This is a genomic window from Saccharothrix luteola (genome assembly GCF_020859565.1).
GTDB lineage: Bacteria > Actinomycetota > Actinomycetes > Mycobacteriales > Pseudonocardiaceae > Actinosynnema > Actinosynnema luteola.
Genome location: NZ_JAJHUO010000002.1, coordinates 46,261 through 61,605 on the forward strand (window position 1 = coordinate 46,261; position 15,345 = coordinate 61,605).

Below are 15,345 nucleotides of genomic sequence, written 5' to 3' on the forward strand. Positions count from 1 at the left end.
GCTGTCCATCGCCATCGGCAGGATGCTGGCCCTGACCGTTGACGGTCTCGGTCACGACGTGCCCGGTATGTCGCGCACCGACTCGACCTCGAACGACAGCCCTGTCGTCGCCTGGTGTGGCGCGGTCGGACCGATGTCGCCCGCGTCGAGCGGACCGCGGGTGACCGGGGCGGTGGACCACTCGTCCGCGCCGACGTCCGCGACACCGGTGCGGGCCTGCCCGTCCATGTCGTCGGTGATGAAGGGGTGGCGGCCGGTGCCGGCGTCGATGGCCGGGCTGCCCGCGCCGATCCGGTACGGCGACCCCTCGCCGACCAGCAGCGGGTCGACCACCCTGACGGCGTCGGCGGGCTTCGTGACACCCGCGGTCGCCGAACCGGTCGGCCACGCGATGTTGCCGGCGTAGGTCGCGTTCACCGGCGCCTTGCGCTCGTTGAACAGCTTCCCCTGGCTGCCGGTGACCACGTTGTCGGTGATGACCAGGTCGACCGGAGGGAGGGAGTAGTTGGCCCCGATCTCGATGTTCGACACGTTGTCGACGAAGGTGTTGTGCGCGACCGTCGCCCGGTAGACCCGCCAATGGGCGTTCAACGCGCCCGAGGTGTCCACATCACCTCCGTCGAGTTGCAACGCGGCGTCGTAGCCGGTGCCGGTCAGGCCCTCGAAGTGGTTGTTGTAGATCTTGTGGTCCTGGCCGTAGACCCGAATGCCGCCGGTCCCGGCCTTGCCGCCGCCGAGGAAGAAGTTGCCGTGGAACGTGCCGCGGTTGCCGTGCCGGTGTGACAACGTGCCCTGCGACGTGCGAAACGTGTTGTACCGGACGGTGTTGTCGTTGCTCTTGACGGAGATGATCTCGGGGTCGCCGTCGCAGTTCTCGAACAGGTTCGACTCGACGATGGTGAACCCGCTCGACCGGGAGATCCCGCTCCAGCCGACCCGGACGGCCTCCATTCCGTTGCTCGTCCGCGGCCCGGTGTTGCGGAAGTGGTTGTGGTCGATGAGGTCGTGCTGCGACTGCTGGGTGTCCGAGCCGTCGATCGTGATGAAGTTCCCCAGCTGGTGCTTCTCCTCGAACAGGTTGTGGTCGATCCGGTTGTGATGACTGTCGGCGCCCTGGATGATCACCCACTTCAGAGACGAATCCTCGGTCAGCCGGAAGTGGTTGCGGGTCAGGCGCACGTTGGTGGAGCTGGTGATCTTCAGCGTGTCGCTGTTGGTCCACTTGAGACCTTCGACGGTCACATAGGAGGAGTTCGCCACCTCCAGCTGCCCGTCGTCGACCACTGCTTGACCGCGGTTCGCCGCGACGACGGTGATGGGCGCGGTGGCGGTCCCGTGGCGGCCGGTCATCTTGCTCATCGTGTAACGACCGTCCGCGAGCACGATGCGGTCCCCGGCCTGCGCGGTGCCGAACGCGCTTCGCAGTTGGGCGGAGTCGGAGACGTTGACCGTGCGGCCGGTGCCCTGGTCCCCGTCGTGCGTGACGCTCAGCCCGTAGACCTGGACCTCGCCGTAGTTGCCGGCGCCGCATGGGCTCGAGTTCGTGCAGTTGGCCTGCGTGTAGGCGCCCGCTTTGAAGTAGCCGCCGGTGAAGCTCTTCGAGATCGTGGTCTGCAGAACTCCGTTGTAGTAAGCTTTGATCTGGCCGCCGCCGACGACAAACCTCGTCTGGAACCTCGTGCCCAACACGTAGTCGCTCGTCAGAAGCTTGTGGTGGGCGGTGTCGCCGTTGGTGATGTAGAGGTCGCTGCCCTCCAGCCGGAAGCCGGAGACCTCGCCGCTGCCGTCGTGGACCTGCCCGGCGACGACGTGCGGCTTGCCCTCGGGCAGCGCGGTGATGGCCTGGTCGACCACCATCGTGTGAGTCCCGGACGTGGACGACCACGCGGCCTCAGTGGTGCCCGAGCCGGTCATCTCCCGCAGCTCGGAGCTGGGGTGGCTGGACCCGCCGGCGACGACGCCGTTGACCGCGGCGCGGAACCGGACCGCGTCGCAAGACGGGGTGGTGACGAACCACGGGTCGACCGAGTACGTCGCGAGTTGCGGTTGATGGATGCTGGTGGGGCTCTCGTCCGCCCCGATGGGCAGCCGGAGCTGCCAGTTCGCCAGGTCCAGCACACCGGCCGGGTAGGTGCACGTGCCACCGCCGTCGGCTCCGTTGACCGTTGTCTCGGTGATGCTGGTCCAGTCGTTCACTGTGTTGCCGTAGCCGACCACGCGCAGGTAGCGCGCTGACCCGTCCGGGAAGTCGTAGAGCTCCGGTCGGACCGTGCCGCCGGTGCTGGTCTCGCGCTCCAGTGCGGTCGTCCACGACGACCCGTCACCCGACAGCTGGACGTCGAAGGTCGTCGTCCTGGTGTCGCCCTTGTGCCAGGCGATCGAGACCGAGCCGACGGTCTGGGGCGACCCGAGGTCGTACCGGATCCACACCCCGTCACCCTCGGCGGACCAGCGGGTGGTCAGGTCGTTGTCGAGGGTGTTGGCCGGAACGTTGCCGTCGTGCCCACTGGCCGTGGCGCCCACGACCGCCAACGGAGGCCCCGCCACCGCTGCCGCCGCGTCCGCGGTGGCACCTGCACCTGCACCTGCACTTGCGATGACCGCCACCACGACGGCGCAACATGCTCGTTTCATCGACCTCTCCTCTGCAGGAGTGCGAGCCTGCGAGCAGGCGGCACACCAGGCGCTTCCCGCTATCCGATCGCGGCGGTAGTGCAGCGCGACGTCCGCCTGCGCCTTCCGAATCGACAGGCGGGCGGACCGGGTCTCGGGTCAAAGTACGGAGACAGCCAGGGACCGGTCCCGAAGAGCCGCTGTACAACCGGCCCATGAGACTCGTAATCCCTTTGGCGGCAACGCTGACCATGCTCGCGGTCGCCGTCGTGCCCGCCGTCGCCGAGAGCACCGGCCTGGTCGTCAACGACTCCGACTCGACGTACTTCACCTATCCGAGCGGCACGTGGGGAACCACCACCGACAGACCGGCGAAGTACAACGGCGACGACCACTTCACCAACGCGGCGGGGGCCCGTGCCCAGCTCCGGTTCACCGGTACTCAGGTCATCCTGAAGGGCGCTACAGCGCCACACCACGGCACCGCGACCGTCACCATCGACGCAGGCGCACCCACAACCGTTTCGCAGCAGTCGGCACTGCGGCAGGACAACGTGCCCTTCTTCACCTCTCCGGTGCTCCCCGCAGGCCCTCACACGGTCACCATCACCGTCACCGCCCCCACGTTCTCGCTCGACTCCGCCGAACTGATCGGCACACCGCTGCCCGCGTTGCCGCGCATCACCGCGCTAGGCGACAACATCCAGCGCAACGGCCAGGACTGGTGGTTCACCGGCTACAACTCCGCCGTCTGGAGCGGTGACTGCGGCCGTGACGACGAGAAGATGACCTCGGCGCAGGTCGACGCCTGGTTCGCCGGCATGCGACACGACGGCCACGGCGCGGTCCGGCTGTTCTTCTTCGAGGGCTGGGACATCGCCGCCCTCGACGCCGCGGTCACGTCGGCGCGGCGGCACAACGTCTACCTCACGATCACCCTCGACGACGCGATCGCCGGCTGCGGCGAGACCTCCAAGACACCCGAGTGGTTCGGCAGCCCGCAGGAACGCGACGCCTACCGCCAACACATGGTGAACCTGCTTGAGCGCTACCGCGGCGAGACCGCCATCGCCTGGTTCGAGTACTTCAACGAACCGGGCGGGGACAACACGTGGCGCCAGGTCCGGGACTTCTACAACGCCATGGGTGACATCGCCTCCGGTGTCGATCCCGACCGGCTGTTCTCCGCCGGAACCCTCTCCCCTCAGGCCGTCGGGGGTGAGGCGAACTACCGCGCGCTCTCCGGTTCACGCGGCGTGGACATCGCGTCCGTGCACGAGTTCGACGCGGACGCCGTGATCTCCGCCCACTACGACGCGGCCAAGGCGAATTCGGTGGGCAAGCCGCTCGTCGTCGGTGAATTCGGGATGTCCGCCAACGCGACGGGAGAAGGCTGTGCCCGCTCGTTCGCCGCTCGGGCCGAGCAGGTGTCGGAGAAGCTCGACGCCTACATCGAGGACAGCGCCGGCGCGTTCGGGTGGGCCTGGCAGCCCGGTGGCCAACCGGACGCCTGCGAGATGGGCAACCTCGACGCCGACACCGCGTCGCAGACGCACTTCCGCGCCGCGAGCAGGTAGTCCAAGGCTCGATCTTGACACCTCGACGTAGCCAGCCGAACGCGAGTGACCTGCGCCGACGTGGACCCGTCCACGTCGGCGCAGGTCTTGTCACACGGTGAAGATCTCGATGTTCGGCTGCGGCTGGTTATCGCGACTGGTGATCACGAACAGCCGGTCCGCACCCCACGCGAGCCCTCGCGGAACCACGGTGTGGCCCGTGGGCAATGCCCGCGTGGATGTCGGCACGGAACCGCCGTGCTCGTAGATCATCACGTCGTTCGCGTCGCCGGTGAGCGCGCCGACCGCGACGAAACGCTCGGTGACGGCCACCGCGTTGGGCCGCGGCCTGGCCGCATACGCACCCCTGCGCGCGAGGTTCGTCGGCGACCACGCCTCTACCCGATCCCGCGACCCGGCCGCGCTGTGCAGTGTCAGGCCGTCCGGGGTCAGGTCCAGGTCGACCAGGCTCGCGCCCACCTCACCCGTCGAGTCGGGGGTGAGGGCGCCGGCCTCGATGTAATACACCTGGACCGTGGACAGGCTCAGCGCCAACTGGCCGGCGATCAGCATGTCCGTGTCGGTCGCGGTGAGCAGCGGGGCGCGCTGGTATCGCGTCGCGCCCTGCAGGTCGCCGGTGACCGGCTTCGCGGCCAGGTGCTCCAGCTTGCCGATCTTGCCGGCGAAGGTGCCCTCGCAGCCGTAACCGAACCAGACCGTGGTCTTCGACCTGGCCAGGTGGGTCGGGCACGGACCGGTCGCGTAGCGGTGCGTCTCGGTGAGGGTCGTCGTGCTGATCACCGAGATCGCGTCACCGGCCGCCAGTGCGGCGAACAGGAGGGTGCCGTCCGCCGACATCTCCAGCCCGGTGGCACCGGACTGGCTGTTGATCGACTTGACCACGTTGCCCGCGAAGTCCGTCACCACGATGCCGTTGGACGTCGGCCCACCGCTGACGAAGACCCTCTGGTTCGCCTGGTCCACCGCTATGTCGCCGAAGCCGGACAACGGCAGGGCCGTCGCCGCAGATGCCGAGGGCGCGGTAGCTGCTACTAGGGCTGTCATTACCAAAAAAGCACTAAGGGCCTTGATGATTCTGCGTCTCATTTCCACCTTGCCATTAAGTATGGAGATCGTCGTCTTGTTGACGGAAAGGTATTGTGCGTGGCGTAGTGGATTACCTCCTGAAACTCCTCCGTCACGCGAGAGAGTCGTCGACTGCGCGATGTCGGCCCTACGTCTCGCCCATCCTTCCGGTGATGTGACGAGCGGAATCGTCTGCCACTTCGTTCCATACGGCCAGGCCCTCCGATTCGAATTCCGTGAGAAGGGCCTGTCGAACTTCGTCCAGTGGATGACCGGTGCGGCTTCGACGCACATTCGCAACGGCTCGCTCATACTTCCACAGATGCTCTTGAGCGCGCGGCATGTCCTTACCGTATACGGCGGGATCGACTATCTCGACATCGTCACTCTTTCGACTCTCTATAGCGATCAAAAATCCCCTTTGATAGACCTGCTGTCGGTGTGGCATCGCCCCCTGAGGCAAAGATGTGCTCGACCGTTCCGTCGTCCCTGATTGGTGAACTTTAATGGGTGATCCGCGCTTGGTGGCGACCGTGACGGCAACCGACACAGACAAGGACATCCGCGTACAGTCGCCCGCTACGGTTTGTGGCCGAATCGGGCGGCCATTCAACAACAGTGGTGACGAGACGGGGATTACCTAGAAGTCGTCAGGTAGGCCGCAACATGTCGGGAACCAGGTCTCCACCCGACACAACTTGGCCGTAGTTCGTGTCGACGGTCAACGATCGCCATTGTGCAATTGAATGCACAAGTGCAACAACGAGATCGGGTGTACGGTAATCGACGCTAAAAATGGCGCTCGGTGATTTTGGGACGTGAGCCTCGGGCCAATCATCGAAGATTCCGTCGGCTTCGGGATCGGACACCTTCACCGCATAGCAGCGTTCGCCGCCCGATTGAAGCGTCAGCACTGCTCCATCGATTGATACGTCGCCGACCGGCTGCGCGAACGCTGCTAGTTTAATCAGGTCGACTGTCTGGTCGTCGACAACCAGGGTCACGGTCTCTGTCATGGCTTTGGTCCGACCCAGGCAATCAGATCATCCAAATTTCTGAATACCGGAACGCCTAGTTTCTCGATCCCCTTCACGACGCTACCCTTGAGTTTCGGACCGTAGATCGCGACGCGTCGCCCACCTGCGCTCGGAAGGATTCGCTCTCCCATCTGGGCCACCTTACCCGTTCCACGACCACATGCCACCTCGCACAGGAAATCGTCGTCGTAGACGTCATGGTCGGTCAATTGCGTCCCGTCTGGACGACGAACATCGCCGCCATTGCGCACATTCCGCTCAGGGTAAGCATTCTGGATGGCGTCCTGGACCTCTTTCTCGCCGCAGTTGTGTACGAGTACCGGTGCATTGCCAGCGAGCACATAGTACGTGTGGACGCCGTCAATGGTGAGGTCGTAGACTGGTTCGAAGTGTGTGTAACGGTCGGCACCGATGACCATTGGCGAGGTGCCATCAACCGAGGTCAGGCGCTGGCCTGGCTTCAATTCGCCGATGTTGACGAAGCGACCCTCGGCGTCGACCCACACCGGGTGCCAGGAGGTGGCGTCGACGGTGCCGGTGGTGCCGTCGTCGGCCGTGACGGTCAACTTGGTCATGTCACCTTCGTCGGTGTGGACGATGGTGTCGATGACGTCGCGGTCGGTGGTTTCGCCGGTGGTCGGGTTGGTCGCTTCGACCTTGTCGCCGATCTCAACCTCGGCGATTGGCTTGGTCGAGCCATCCGCCATCAGAACCAGGGTTGTGGCGACGAAGCTGTGCATCCGGCAGCTGTTTTGCCCACTGCCGCCGCTGGACCCGCCGCCGTTGGTGCCACTGCTCTTGGTGGCACTCGACCCGCCGCCGTTCGCGGCCTGTCCGCCGCCGGACCCGCCGCCGGACTGCTTCTGCCCGGTGCTGGCCGTCCCACCGGCCTTCCCGCCACCGGCACCGGCGGGTTTGCCCGCCGATGGACCGCCGACCTTGGGCGATGGTTTGGGAGTGGGTGCGGTTTTGGCGCCGTTGGCGCCGGCATCGGCGGCCTTGGCGGCGGTGTTCGCGGTGGCCGTGGTGTCTGCCGCCTTGCCTGCGCCTTCCGCGGCCTTGCCCGCGCCCTGTGCGGCGTCGGCGCCCTTGACGGCGTACTTGCCGGCCTTGACGGCGGTGGCGGCCCACCCGGCGAAGGGGACGGCGGCGAGCGTGGACAGGGCGGCGTTGGCGTAGTCGCCCTCGGCGGCGTACCAGGCGGCGTTGGCGAGGTCTGCTGCTTCGCCGACGACCGGGATCACGCCGGCGACGTCCAGCGCGGCGTGGCCGATGGCCGAGGAGTTGTCGGAGACCCACTTGCCGGCCTCGTCGAACCAGCCGTGGCCGTCGATCTCGACCTGGGACAGCGGGTTGCCCGCACCGAACGTGTACCTGTTGTTCGTCCACGGATCCGTGGTCATGCCCAGGTCGCTGAGGGCGCCGTTGTACAGATCGAGCGTCAGGAAGCGGTTCAGGCCCGGTGCGTAGTCGCGGGCACCCATGTCGTAGGTGCCGCTGTCCTTGTCGTGCCTGGCCGTGTTGAACCGGTAGGAGTTCTTCTCGTCCTTGTCCGGGACCAGCGGGTCCGGCTTGTCGTCCCCGGTGAAGTCCTTGACGTCGTCCTCGCCGTAGGCGGTGTAGCCGTAGGTGGACTGGGCGTCGCCGTCGGAGTCGGTGACCATCTCCACGTCAGAGTGGGCGTTGAAGCTCAGGTAGACCTGGTCCTCGTCGCCGTCGTCGTAGTGGATCTGCCCCAGCATCTCGCCGTCGGCGGAGTACTGGTAGCTCTTGGTGAGGTCGCCGTCCTCCTCCTCGGTCAGCACCTGCTCGGACAGGCCGAGGTAGTGCAGGACCGTGGTCTCGCCGTCGTCCTCCTCCTTGGTGCGCTCGCGGTCGAGCGGGTCGTAGGTGTACGTCGTGACCTTGTCGCCGTCGTCCTTGGCGTGCTCGATCTTGCGGTCGAAGCCGTCGTACTTATAGCGCGCCAGCTCTTCACCGGACTGGGTGACCTTCTTCAGCTTGCCGAAGGCGTCGTAGTCGTAGTTCGACTCCTCCTCGTCGTCGGTCTCCGATGACACCAGGCGGTTGCGGTCGTACTCGAACTCCGTCCCCTTGCCGTCGAGTTCCTGGTCCCAGACGTTGCCGTTGTCGTCGTGCTTGTAGTTCTCCGTGCGGTCGCCGTCGCCGTTCTTGTCGACCTTGCGGATGCGGTCGCGCGGGTCGTAGGTGTACTCGGTGTCGTTGTCGATGAAGTTGTCGTGGTCGTCGGCGTCCTGCTTCTTGCTCTTGTCGCGGCTGCGGTTGGAGTTCGAGTCGTACTCCAACTGGTGGTCGAGCACGACCTCGCCCGAGTTCTTCTCGGTCTGCCGCTTCACCAAGCCGTCGAGGTAGTAGGTGAAGTCGACGGTGTTGCCGTTGCCCTTCACCTGACGGGAGATGTGCCCGCGCTTGGTGTAGGCGAAGGTCGTCTCGCGGCCCGAGTCGCCGTCGCTCTTCTTGTTGACGACCTTGGACACGAGGTCGCGCGCGTTGTACTCGTAGAACGCGGACTTGCCGTCGAACTTCGCGAAGGTGAGGTCGTTGTTCTCGTTGTAGCGGTACTCGGTGGTGGCCTCGACCGACCCGTCGTCCAACTCGTCGACCTTGGTCGCGAGGTCCAGCCCGTCGTAGGTCACCTTGAACTCGTCGACGGGCGTGCCCGGCGATGAGTCGATCAGTGACACCAGGTTGTCGTTGGCGTCGTAGAAGTGGCTGAAGACTTTCCTCTCGTCGTCGACGTCCGCGCTGTTGTCCCGCACCAGCTGCACGGCATCGGCCGACACAGTGCCGTTGGCCTGGCCGGACAACGTGACGTTGCGCGTATGGCCCGCGGTGAACGCGAACTTGCCGAGGCTGATCCATTCGCCCGCGCGCTTGGACTGGTCGACCTTGACCGTGCTGCTGCCGTTGTTGTGCTCGACGGTGTAGGTCGCGTCGGTCGCGGTGCCCTCGGGGTAGCTGACGAGGACCTCGTAGTCGCCGTCGGTGGGGATTGGGGCCTTCCAGACGAACTTCTCGTTCGGGTTGCGCTTGTCGGTCGTCCGGTACTTGGAGCCCTGGAAGCCTCGATCGGATTCGGCCGTGCGCCACCCCGGTGTCGCTTGCGTGCGGACGGCGTTGGCGTTGTCGACCAGCACGACTTCCTGACCGACCGGCACGCCGTCGTCGGCGCGCGTCCTGAGCTTGCCGTCTGGGTAGTACTCCCAGGTCTGCACGCGGTGCGACGACCCGCCCGCGCTCGTCACCGTGCGGTTCGACTGCTGTCCGGTCGCCGTGTAGTCGTAGGAGGTCTTGATGTCCCAGGCGTCGGTGGACGTGCGCACCCAGCCGTTGTCGAAGTAGGTCTGGCGGGTGATGTTGCGGGTGGACTGCCCGCGTGACGGTGGTGCGCTGACCTCGGTGACCTGGCCGAGCTCGTCGTAGCTGTAGATCGTGCTCACCGGCGACTTGTGCTCGGAGTCGCCCGGGTCGTAGGGCAGGATCTCCTCGCGAGCGCGGTTCAGCTCGTCGTAGACCGTTTCGGCGACGAAGTCGTGGCGCTGGTTCGGGGTGTCGACGCCACGCGGGTTGATCGTCCGGGTCAGGTTGCCGACCTGGTCGTACTCGTACTGCGTGGTGAAGTAGCGGATCGTGCCGCCAGGGTTGTCGTGCGGTGATCGGACTTCTTTCTGGTTGCCCCGTTCGTCCAGCGTGATGAGGGTTTCGTTGCCGTCCTCGTCGGTGCTCGCGACGACGTTGCCGTCCTTGTCGTAGCGGGTCTTCGTCGAGTGCTGCTCGGCGTCGACGGTCTCCACGACCTGGTGGTTGGCGTCGAAGACGTACCGGGTGGTGAAGTCGTTGACGTCCGGCGTTCTGTTCTTCCTGGCGTCGACCTCCTTCACCAGGTTGCCGACGTCGTCGTACTCGGCGCTGACGCGGTTGCCGTTGACGTCGACGGCGTGCAGCAGCTGGCCGAGTTCGTCGTAGGCCATGGTGACGCTGAAGTCGTTGGGATCCCCGGACGTCAGCATGCCCTTGGGCAGTGTCTGCTTGACGAGGTTGCCGACCGGGTCGTAGACGGACGTCGTGAGCTTCTCCGGGCCGTCCGGCGTATCCTTGGGCGCGTAGACCGCGACCTGCTGGTCCATCTCGTCGTACAGGACGCGGGTGACCGCGCCGTTCGCGGCGGTGCTGGTCACGATGTTGTCGTTGGCGTCGTAGCGCGGGCCCGGGGTGACGATGTAGACGCCGGCCGCCTGGTCCTTGGGTTCCCTGGAGTCCAGGGGGCGCTTGAAGATGTCGTACGTGAAGGTGCTCGTCTTGCCCCGTGCGTCCACCGTGGAGACGACGTTGCCGATATCGTCGTAGCGGAACCGGGACGCGCAGTTCAGCGCGTCGGTGATGATCTGCGGGAACCCGTTGGGGTCGTAGTCGCCGAACACCGTGGTGTGTCCGTTGGCGTTCGTCTGGTCGATCAGGTGCCCGAACTCGTCGTGCGAGTACCGCGAGGTGTAGTCGTTGGGGTCCTCGGTCGCCGTGCCCTTGGGATCGGTGACCGAGAGCAGGTTGCCGTTGTCGTCGTGGACGAAGAGCCACTTGCGGCCCTCCGGCGTCACCTTCTCGGTGAGGTCGGCGACGTGACCGTCCATCGCGGTCCGGTAGGTGAGCCTGGTCGGCGGCCAGTTCTGCTTGTTGGCCTCCGCATCGCGGATCTCCAGCGGGAAGCCGGTCTTCTGGTCGTACACCCAACTGGTGGTGGCGCCGTTGTTCTCCACCAGGCGGATGACGTTGTTGTCCTCGTCCCAGTGCAGGGTGGTGACCTGCTTCTTGGCGTCCGTGAGCCGGGTCGGGCGCCCGAACCCGTCGATCAGGGCACGGGAGGTGTGGCCGTTGCCGTCGGTGAGGCTCGCGTCGATCTCGGAGCCCTTCGTGCCGTCCGGATCGGCGTAGTCGAACCCGATCGCGGAGCCCCGGCGGTCCTTCACGGTGCGGACGTGGCCCTTGCGCAGGGGATCCGCGTCGTCGGTGAAGTACTCCAGGCCGGTCGAGTGGCCCAGCGGGTCGACCACCCGGATCAGGTTCGCGGTGGTGCTGTCGTAGAAGAACGTGAACGTCTTGGCCTCGGGGCGCCCGGCGCCGTCCACGATCTCCTGCAACGCGCCGTGCTCACCGTAGGTCAGGTGGATGATCCGACCCGAGACGTCGGTGACGGACTTGAGCTGGTCGATGACCGCCGCTTCGGCCAGCTTGGCTCCGCTGACCTTCCGGTCACCGCGGAAGACGGTGAACGGGTCGTCGCGCTGGTAGTAGTCCAGAGTGAGGGTGCGCCTCCCGGTGGCGTCGGTGACGTGCGTGAGCACCTTGGCGGTCCGCCCGCCCACGAGCGCCTGCTCGTAGGAGAACGTCATGGTGTTGCCGTTCTTCTCCACCGTGGACGTGTGGTAGCCCTGATGGTCGAAGTAGAAGTGCGTGCGCTCCGGCGTCGTGAAGACCCAGCGGCGGCTGTCCTCTTCCTTCGGCAGGTGGCGCAGGTAGAGGTGGACGCCTGCGGGGCTGTCGTAGGTCCAGTGCGCGGAGTCCTCGCTGCCGTTCTTGTTCAGCTCGAAGAAGTGGCCGGTGCCGTCACCGTCGACGAGCGTCACCATCGGGGCCCAGCCGGTGCCGCTGAACTCCAGCGGCGTGCCCAGCCGGTTCAGCGTGGACGCGGTGACCGACCAACCGGTGCCGGTGTAGGAGTCCGACGTGTCGGCGCTGTTGTAGGTGAACCGGGCGAAGCTCGCGAGACCGCGGCTCGGGTTGGTCAGCGCGTCGTAGCCCCACACCGCGTTGCCGGAGAACTGGTTCACCGACAGGTTCCCGCCCGCGCCGGTGCCGATCCCGCCGTACTGGTAGAACTGCTCCAGCCCGAGCTGGCCGGAGGTGGGCCGCTCGACCCGCACGTCCTGGTCCAGCGTCGGCACCCCGGCCGTCTCGGAGAGCCACCGGTGGGTCGCGGTGTCGCGGACGTCCCAGCGCAGCACGAACTGCTCGCGTTCGTTGCCGATATCGGCCAGCGTCGGTGCCTCGACCTTGGCGTCAACCGTGACAGTTGCGCCGGGCGCGAGGTCGGGGAGCTTCGTCTCCAGCCGGTCGGCAGGCGTCCCGTCGGTGCCGCCGGGCAGCGTCCAGTGGTAGGACAACGCGTGCTGCGCGGCGCTGAACGGGGTCGTGGTGGTGTTGGTGAGCGTGACCCGCACCGCGTACTCGTCGCCGGGGATCATCCGGCGCGGCGTGTCCGGCGCGGAGTACGCCGCGTTCACGGCCATCGCGCGCACGACGGCACGCGGTTCCGGTGAATGCCGGACCGGTCTCTTCACGTCGACCACGCCGAGCGTGGCGCACCGCGCGGACGGCGGTGCGGCGACACGGGCGGGCGTGTGCGCCGTGTGAGCGAACGCCGGCGGCGTCGGCGCGATGAGTGCCGCCACGAGCACGGACAACGCGGATAAGCGGCCCGCTCGCGAGAGTGCCCCCATGTTCGTCCCCTTCATCCGGAGGTACCGGGGAACAATGAACCCCGCGCGGGGGACCGGTCCCGATCCGTGCCGCGCGGAAGCGCGAGTGGGGCGGTTTCCGGGACGGGTCCCGGACGGCGTTGTCACACTGTCGGCGGACCTAGGGAGCGCGATGAACCATGAGAGCCTGGCCCGCGGCGTGCCGCACGCCGCCCCGGGGGCCATCGTCGCCCGTGCGCTGACAGGGCATCTGCACATCGACCCCGTCGAAGGGCACACGGTCTGGTTCGGGCGCAACCGTCCCAACGTCGACCTGTGCGTCGGCGAGAACGATCTGCGGGTCAGCCGGCGGCACGGCGTGCTCACCCGTCGCGACGGCCACTGGTGGGTGAGCAACACCGGGCAGTTGCCGATCCGCCTGCCCGGGACCCGGTGGTTGTTCCGAGACGAGGAATCGGTTCCGCTGAACAGCGGCTACACGCCGCTGTTCGTCCGCGGTTCCCGCGAGCGGGAACATCTGCTCGAGCTGTACGTCGCCGACGGCACGGCCAAGCAGCCGGTGCCCCAGCACGACTCGGTGACCCAGCCGCCGACGCGATGGCGGTTCACTCACGACGAGCACCTCCTGCTCGTCGTGCTGGGCCAGCGCTACCTGCTGCACGAGGCCAACCCCCAGCCCGTGTCCCGTCAGCAGGCCGCGCACATGCTGGCGGAGCTGCAGCCGGACGCGAACTGGAGCGTCAAGCGCGTCGAGCACATGGTCGCCGACGTCCGCGCGCGGTTATCGGCCGGTGGTGTCCACGGCCTGCTCCGCGAGGAGGTCGGAGAACCCGTCGGCAACACCCTCAACGACAACCTGCTGCGCGAACTGGTGCTGTCCACCAGCCTCGTGCCACCGGACCTGGCCCTGCTCGACCCGTTGCCCTGAGCGGAACCGGTTCCGCCGGCGCGCGCCTATGCCAGCCCGCTCCTGTCACCCGATGATCGGGCTCAGCTCGCCGCACTCGGCCGGCGACACCAGTCACTCTGCCTCATGCCCTTCCACCACGGCGGGCGGCAGCGGCAAGCTCTTCGGGGGTTTTGCGGCCCCGGCCCAGCGCCGGCCGCGGTCTGACTCAACAGAGGAATGGGTCCCACACGCTGAAAGTCGGAATGTCGACCGTGGCTTTCCTTGTTCGATAAGGAAAAGGATTGATCCTCCCCTGGTTGTACGGAGCCGGGTTGCTGAATGATCACTCATCTCAGTAGCCCGGAGGACAACCCACGATGCCCAAGCGGTACCCACCCGAGTTCCGGCGCAAAGTCCTCGACCTTGTCGGGTCCGGCCGCCGCGTCGCCCTGTGGGGTGCCAGAACTCTGCACTGGGATGCTGAGCTGCGACGATCGCGCACGCTGGACCTCCAGGGCATGATCGTGAGGTGTGGCGTTACGACTGCTGTACCTGATCTTCGTCCGACTCGGCGACTGGCTGGTCCTGCTCGGCCGGTCCTCCGCCGTCAAGTACGTGGAGTTGCTTGTACTGTGGCATGAGGTCGCCGTGCTGCCCCGGACCAACCCCCGCCCGCGGTTGGACTGGGCGATCGTGCTGTGCTCGCCGCGCTGGTTCGCCGACTCCCTCGGCGGTTGCGCGAGCACTCGTTGGTGACACCGGGAACCATCCTGCGATGGCACCGGCGCCTGGTCGCAATGAAGTGGCCCTATCCCAGTCGCACCGGCCGACCGCCGGTCGACGACACCATCGTGGCGTTGATCGAGCGCATGGCGCGGAGAACACCGGCTGGGGCTACCGCCGGATCCAGGGCGAGCTGCTCAAGCTCGGCCACCGAGTAGCCGACTCGACGGTACGGCGCGTGCTCAAGCGCCTGCGGATACCGCCCGCGCCCCGGCGCGATACCGACATCTCCTGGCGAAGTTTTCTCCGCGCCCAGACAGCTGGCATGCTGGTCTGCGACTTCTTCCACGTCGACTGCGCCGTCACCCTCAAGCGGAGCTACTTGTTATTCGTGATGGAGGTCGCCACCCGCTACGTCCAAATCCTCGGCACCACCACGAACCCCGACGCGGCATGGACCACCCAACAAGCCCGCAACCTGTTGGCGTACTTCTGCGACCGGGCAGACGACTTCCGGTTCCTCATCCGAGACTGGGCCGGCCAGTTCACCACGTCGTTCGATGCGGTCCTTTCCGGCGCAGGCATCCAGGTTGTGAAGATCCCACCACGGTGTCCGCGAGCCAACGCCTACGCCGAGCGGTTCGTCGGGACCGCCAGACGCGAAGCCACCGACCGACTGCTCATCATCAACGAACAGCACCTGCGGACGGTGCTGCAGCGCTACGCGACCCACTACAACCACCGCAGACCACACCAAGCCCTACAACTCACACCGGCACGACCAGACCACCCGATCGCAAAGTCGAGCTGCACCTCGATACGCCGCCGACCAGTCCTCGGCGGCCTGATCAACAAATACGGACACGCAGCCGCCTAACCGCAGGTCAGGCCATGTGGCCGACTTTTGACACCTCACAAGGCCTCAGCCAAGGTGCACGACCGGCCAG

The 15,345-nt window shown here is 66.5% G+C and carries 8 protein-coding genes; 4 read left to right on the plus strand and 4 right to left on the minus strand.

From position 1 onward, the window contains the following. Positions 1-51: 51 nt before the first annotated feature. Entirely contained in the window at positions 52-2,523 is a 2,472-nt protein-coding gene (locus LNK82_RS02045; RefSeq protein WP_230565166.1) for a chondroitinase-B domain-containing protein, read from the minus strand. Between the two features lie 305 nt (positions 2,524-2,828). Here LNK82_RS02045 and LNK82_RS02050 point away from each other — a divergent pair, with 305 nt between their 5' ends. Beyond that, entirely contained in the window at positions 2,829-4,190 is a 1,362-nt protein-coding gene (locus LNK82_RS02050) for a cellulase family glycosylhydrolase (protein ID WP_230565167.1), read from the plus strand. 90 nt (positions 4,191-4,280) lie between these two features. On the opposite strand, the gene LNK82_RS02055 is transcribed toward LNK82_RS02050, so the two are convergent. The 3 genes from LNK82_RS02055 to LNK82_RS02065 form a co-directional block, all read right to left on the minus strand. After that, a complete protein-coding gene (locus LNK82_RS02055; protein ID WP_230565168.1) occupies positions 4,281-5,276 on the minus strand; it encodes a YncE family protein in 996 nt (331 codons plus the stop codon). Positions 5,277-5,905: 629 nt separating this feature from the next. After that, positions 5,906-6,259, minus strand: a complete 354-nt coding sequence (locus LNK82_RS02060) for a hypothetical protein (protein WP_230565169.1) — start codon at positions 6,257-6,259, stop codon at positions 5,906-5,908. 8 nt (positions 6,260-6,267) lie between these two features. After that, positions 6,268-12,807 carry a golvesin C-terminal-like domain-containing protein gene (locus tag LNK82_RS02065; RefSeq protein ID WP_230565170.1) on the minus strand — a complete coding sequence of 2,180 codons (6,540 nt, stop codon included), beginning with the start codon at positions 12,805-12,807 and terminating at the stop codon, positions 6,268-6,270. A 151-nt stretch (positions 12,808-12,958) separates the two neighbouring features. Here LNK82_RS02065 and LNK82_RS02070 point away from each other — a divergent pair, with 151 nt between their 5' ends. The 3 genes from LNK82_RS02070 (at position 12,959) to LNK82_RS02080 (ending at position 15,275) form a co-directional block, all read left to right on the plus strand. Further along, positions 12,959-13,714, plus strand: a complete 756-nt coding sequence (locus LNK82_RS02070) for an FHA domain-containing protein (RefSeq protein WP_230565171.1) — start codon at positions 12,959-12,961, stop codon at positions 13,712-13,714. A 492-nt stretch (positions 13,715-14,206) separates the two neighbouring features. Then, the gene (locus tag LNK82_RS02075; protein WP_230565172.1) at positions 14,207-14,431 is read left to right on the plus strand and encodes a hypothetical protein; all 225 of its coding nucleotides are present in this window, start codon (positions 14,207-14,209) and stop codon (positions 14,429-14,431) included. A 19-nt stretch (positions 14,432-14,450) separates the two neighbouring features. Further along, on the plus strand, positions 14,451-15,275 hold the full coding sequence (locus LNK82_RS02080) for an integrase core domain-containing protein (RefSeq protein ID WP_230565173.1): 825 nt from the start codon (positions 14,451-14,453) through the stop codon (positions 15,273-15,275). Positions 15,276-15,345 lie beyond the last annotated feature (70 nt).

Bases quoted from the DNA above. Each gene is read 5' to 3' on its own strand.
- LNK82_RS02080 (WP_230565173.1), top strand. From the start codon at position 14,451: ATGGCACCGGCGCCTGGTCGCAATGAAGTGGCCCTATCCCAGTCGCAC.
- LNK82_RS02055 (WP_230565168.1), bottom strand. From the start codon at position 5,276: ATGAGACGCAGAATCATCAAGGCCCTTAGTGCTTTTTTGGTAATGACA.
- LNK82_RS02070 (WP_230565171.1), top strand. From the start codon at position 12,959: ATGAACCATGAGAGCCTGGCCCGCGGCGTGCCGCACGCCGCCCCGGGG.
- LNK82_RS02050 (WP_230565167.1), top strand. From the start codon at position 2,829: ATGAGACTCGTAATCCCTTTGGCGGCAACGCTGACCATGCTCGCGGTC.
- LNK82_RS02065 (WP_230565170.1), bottom strand. From the start codon at position 12,807: ATGGGGGCACTCTCGCGAGCGGGCCGCTTATCCGCGTTGTCCGTGCTC.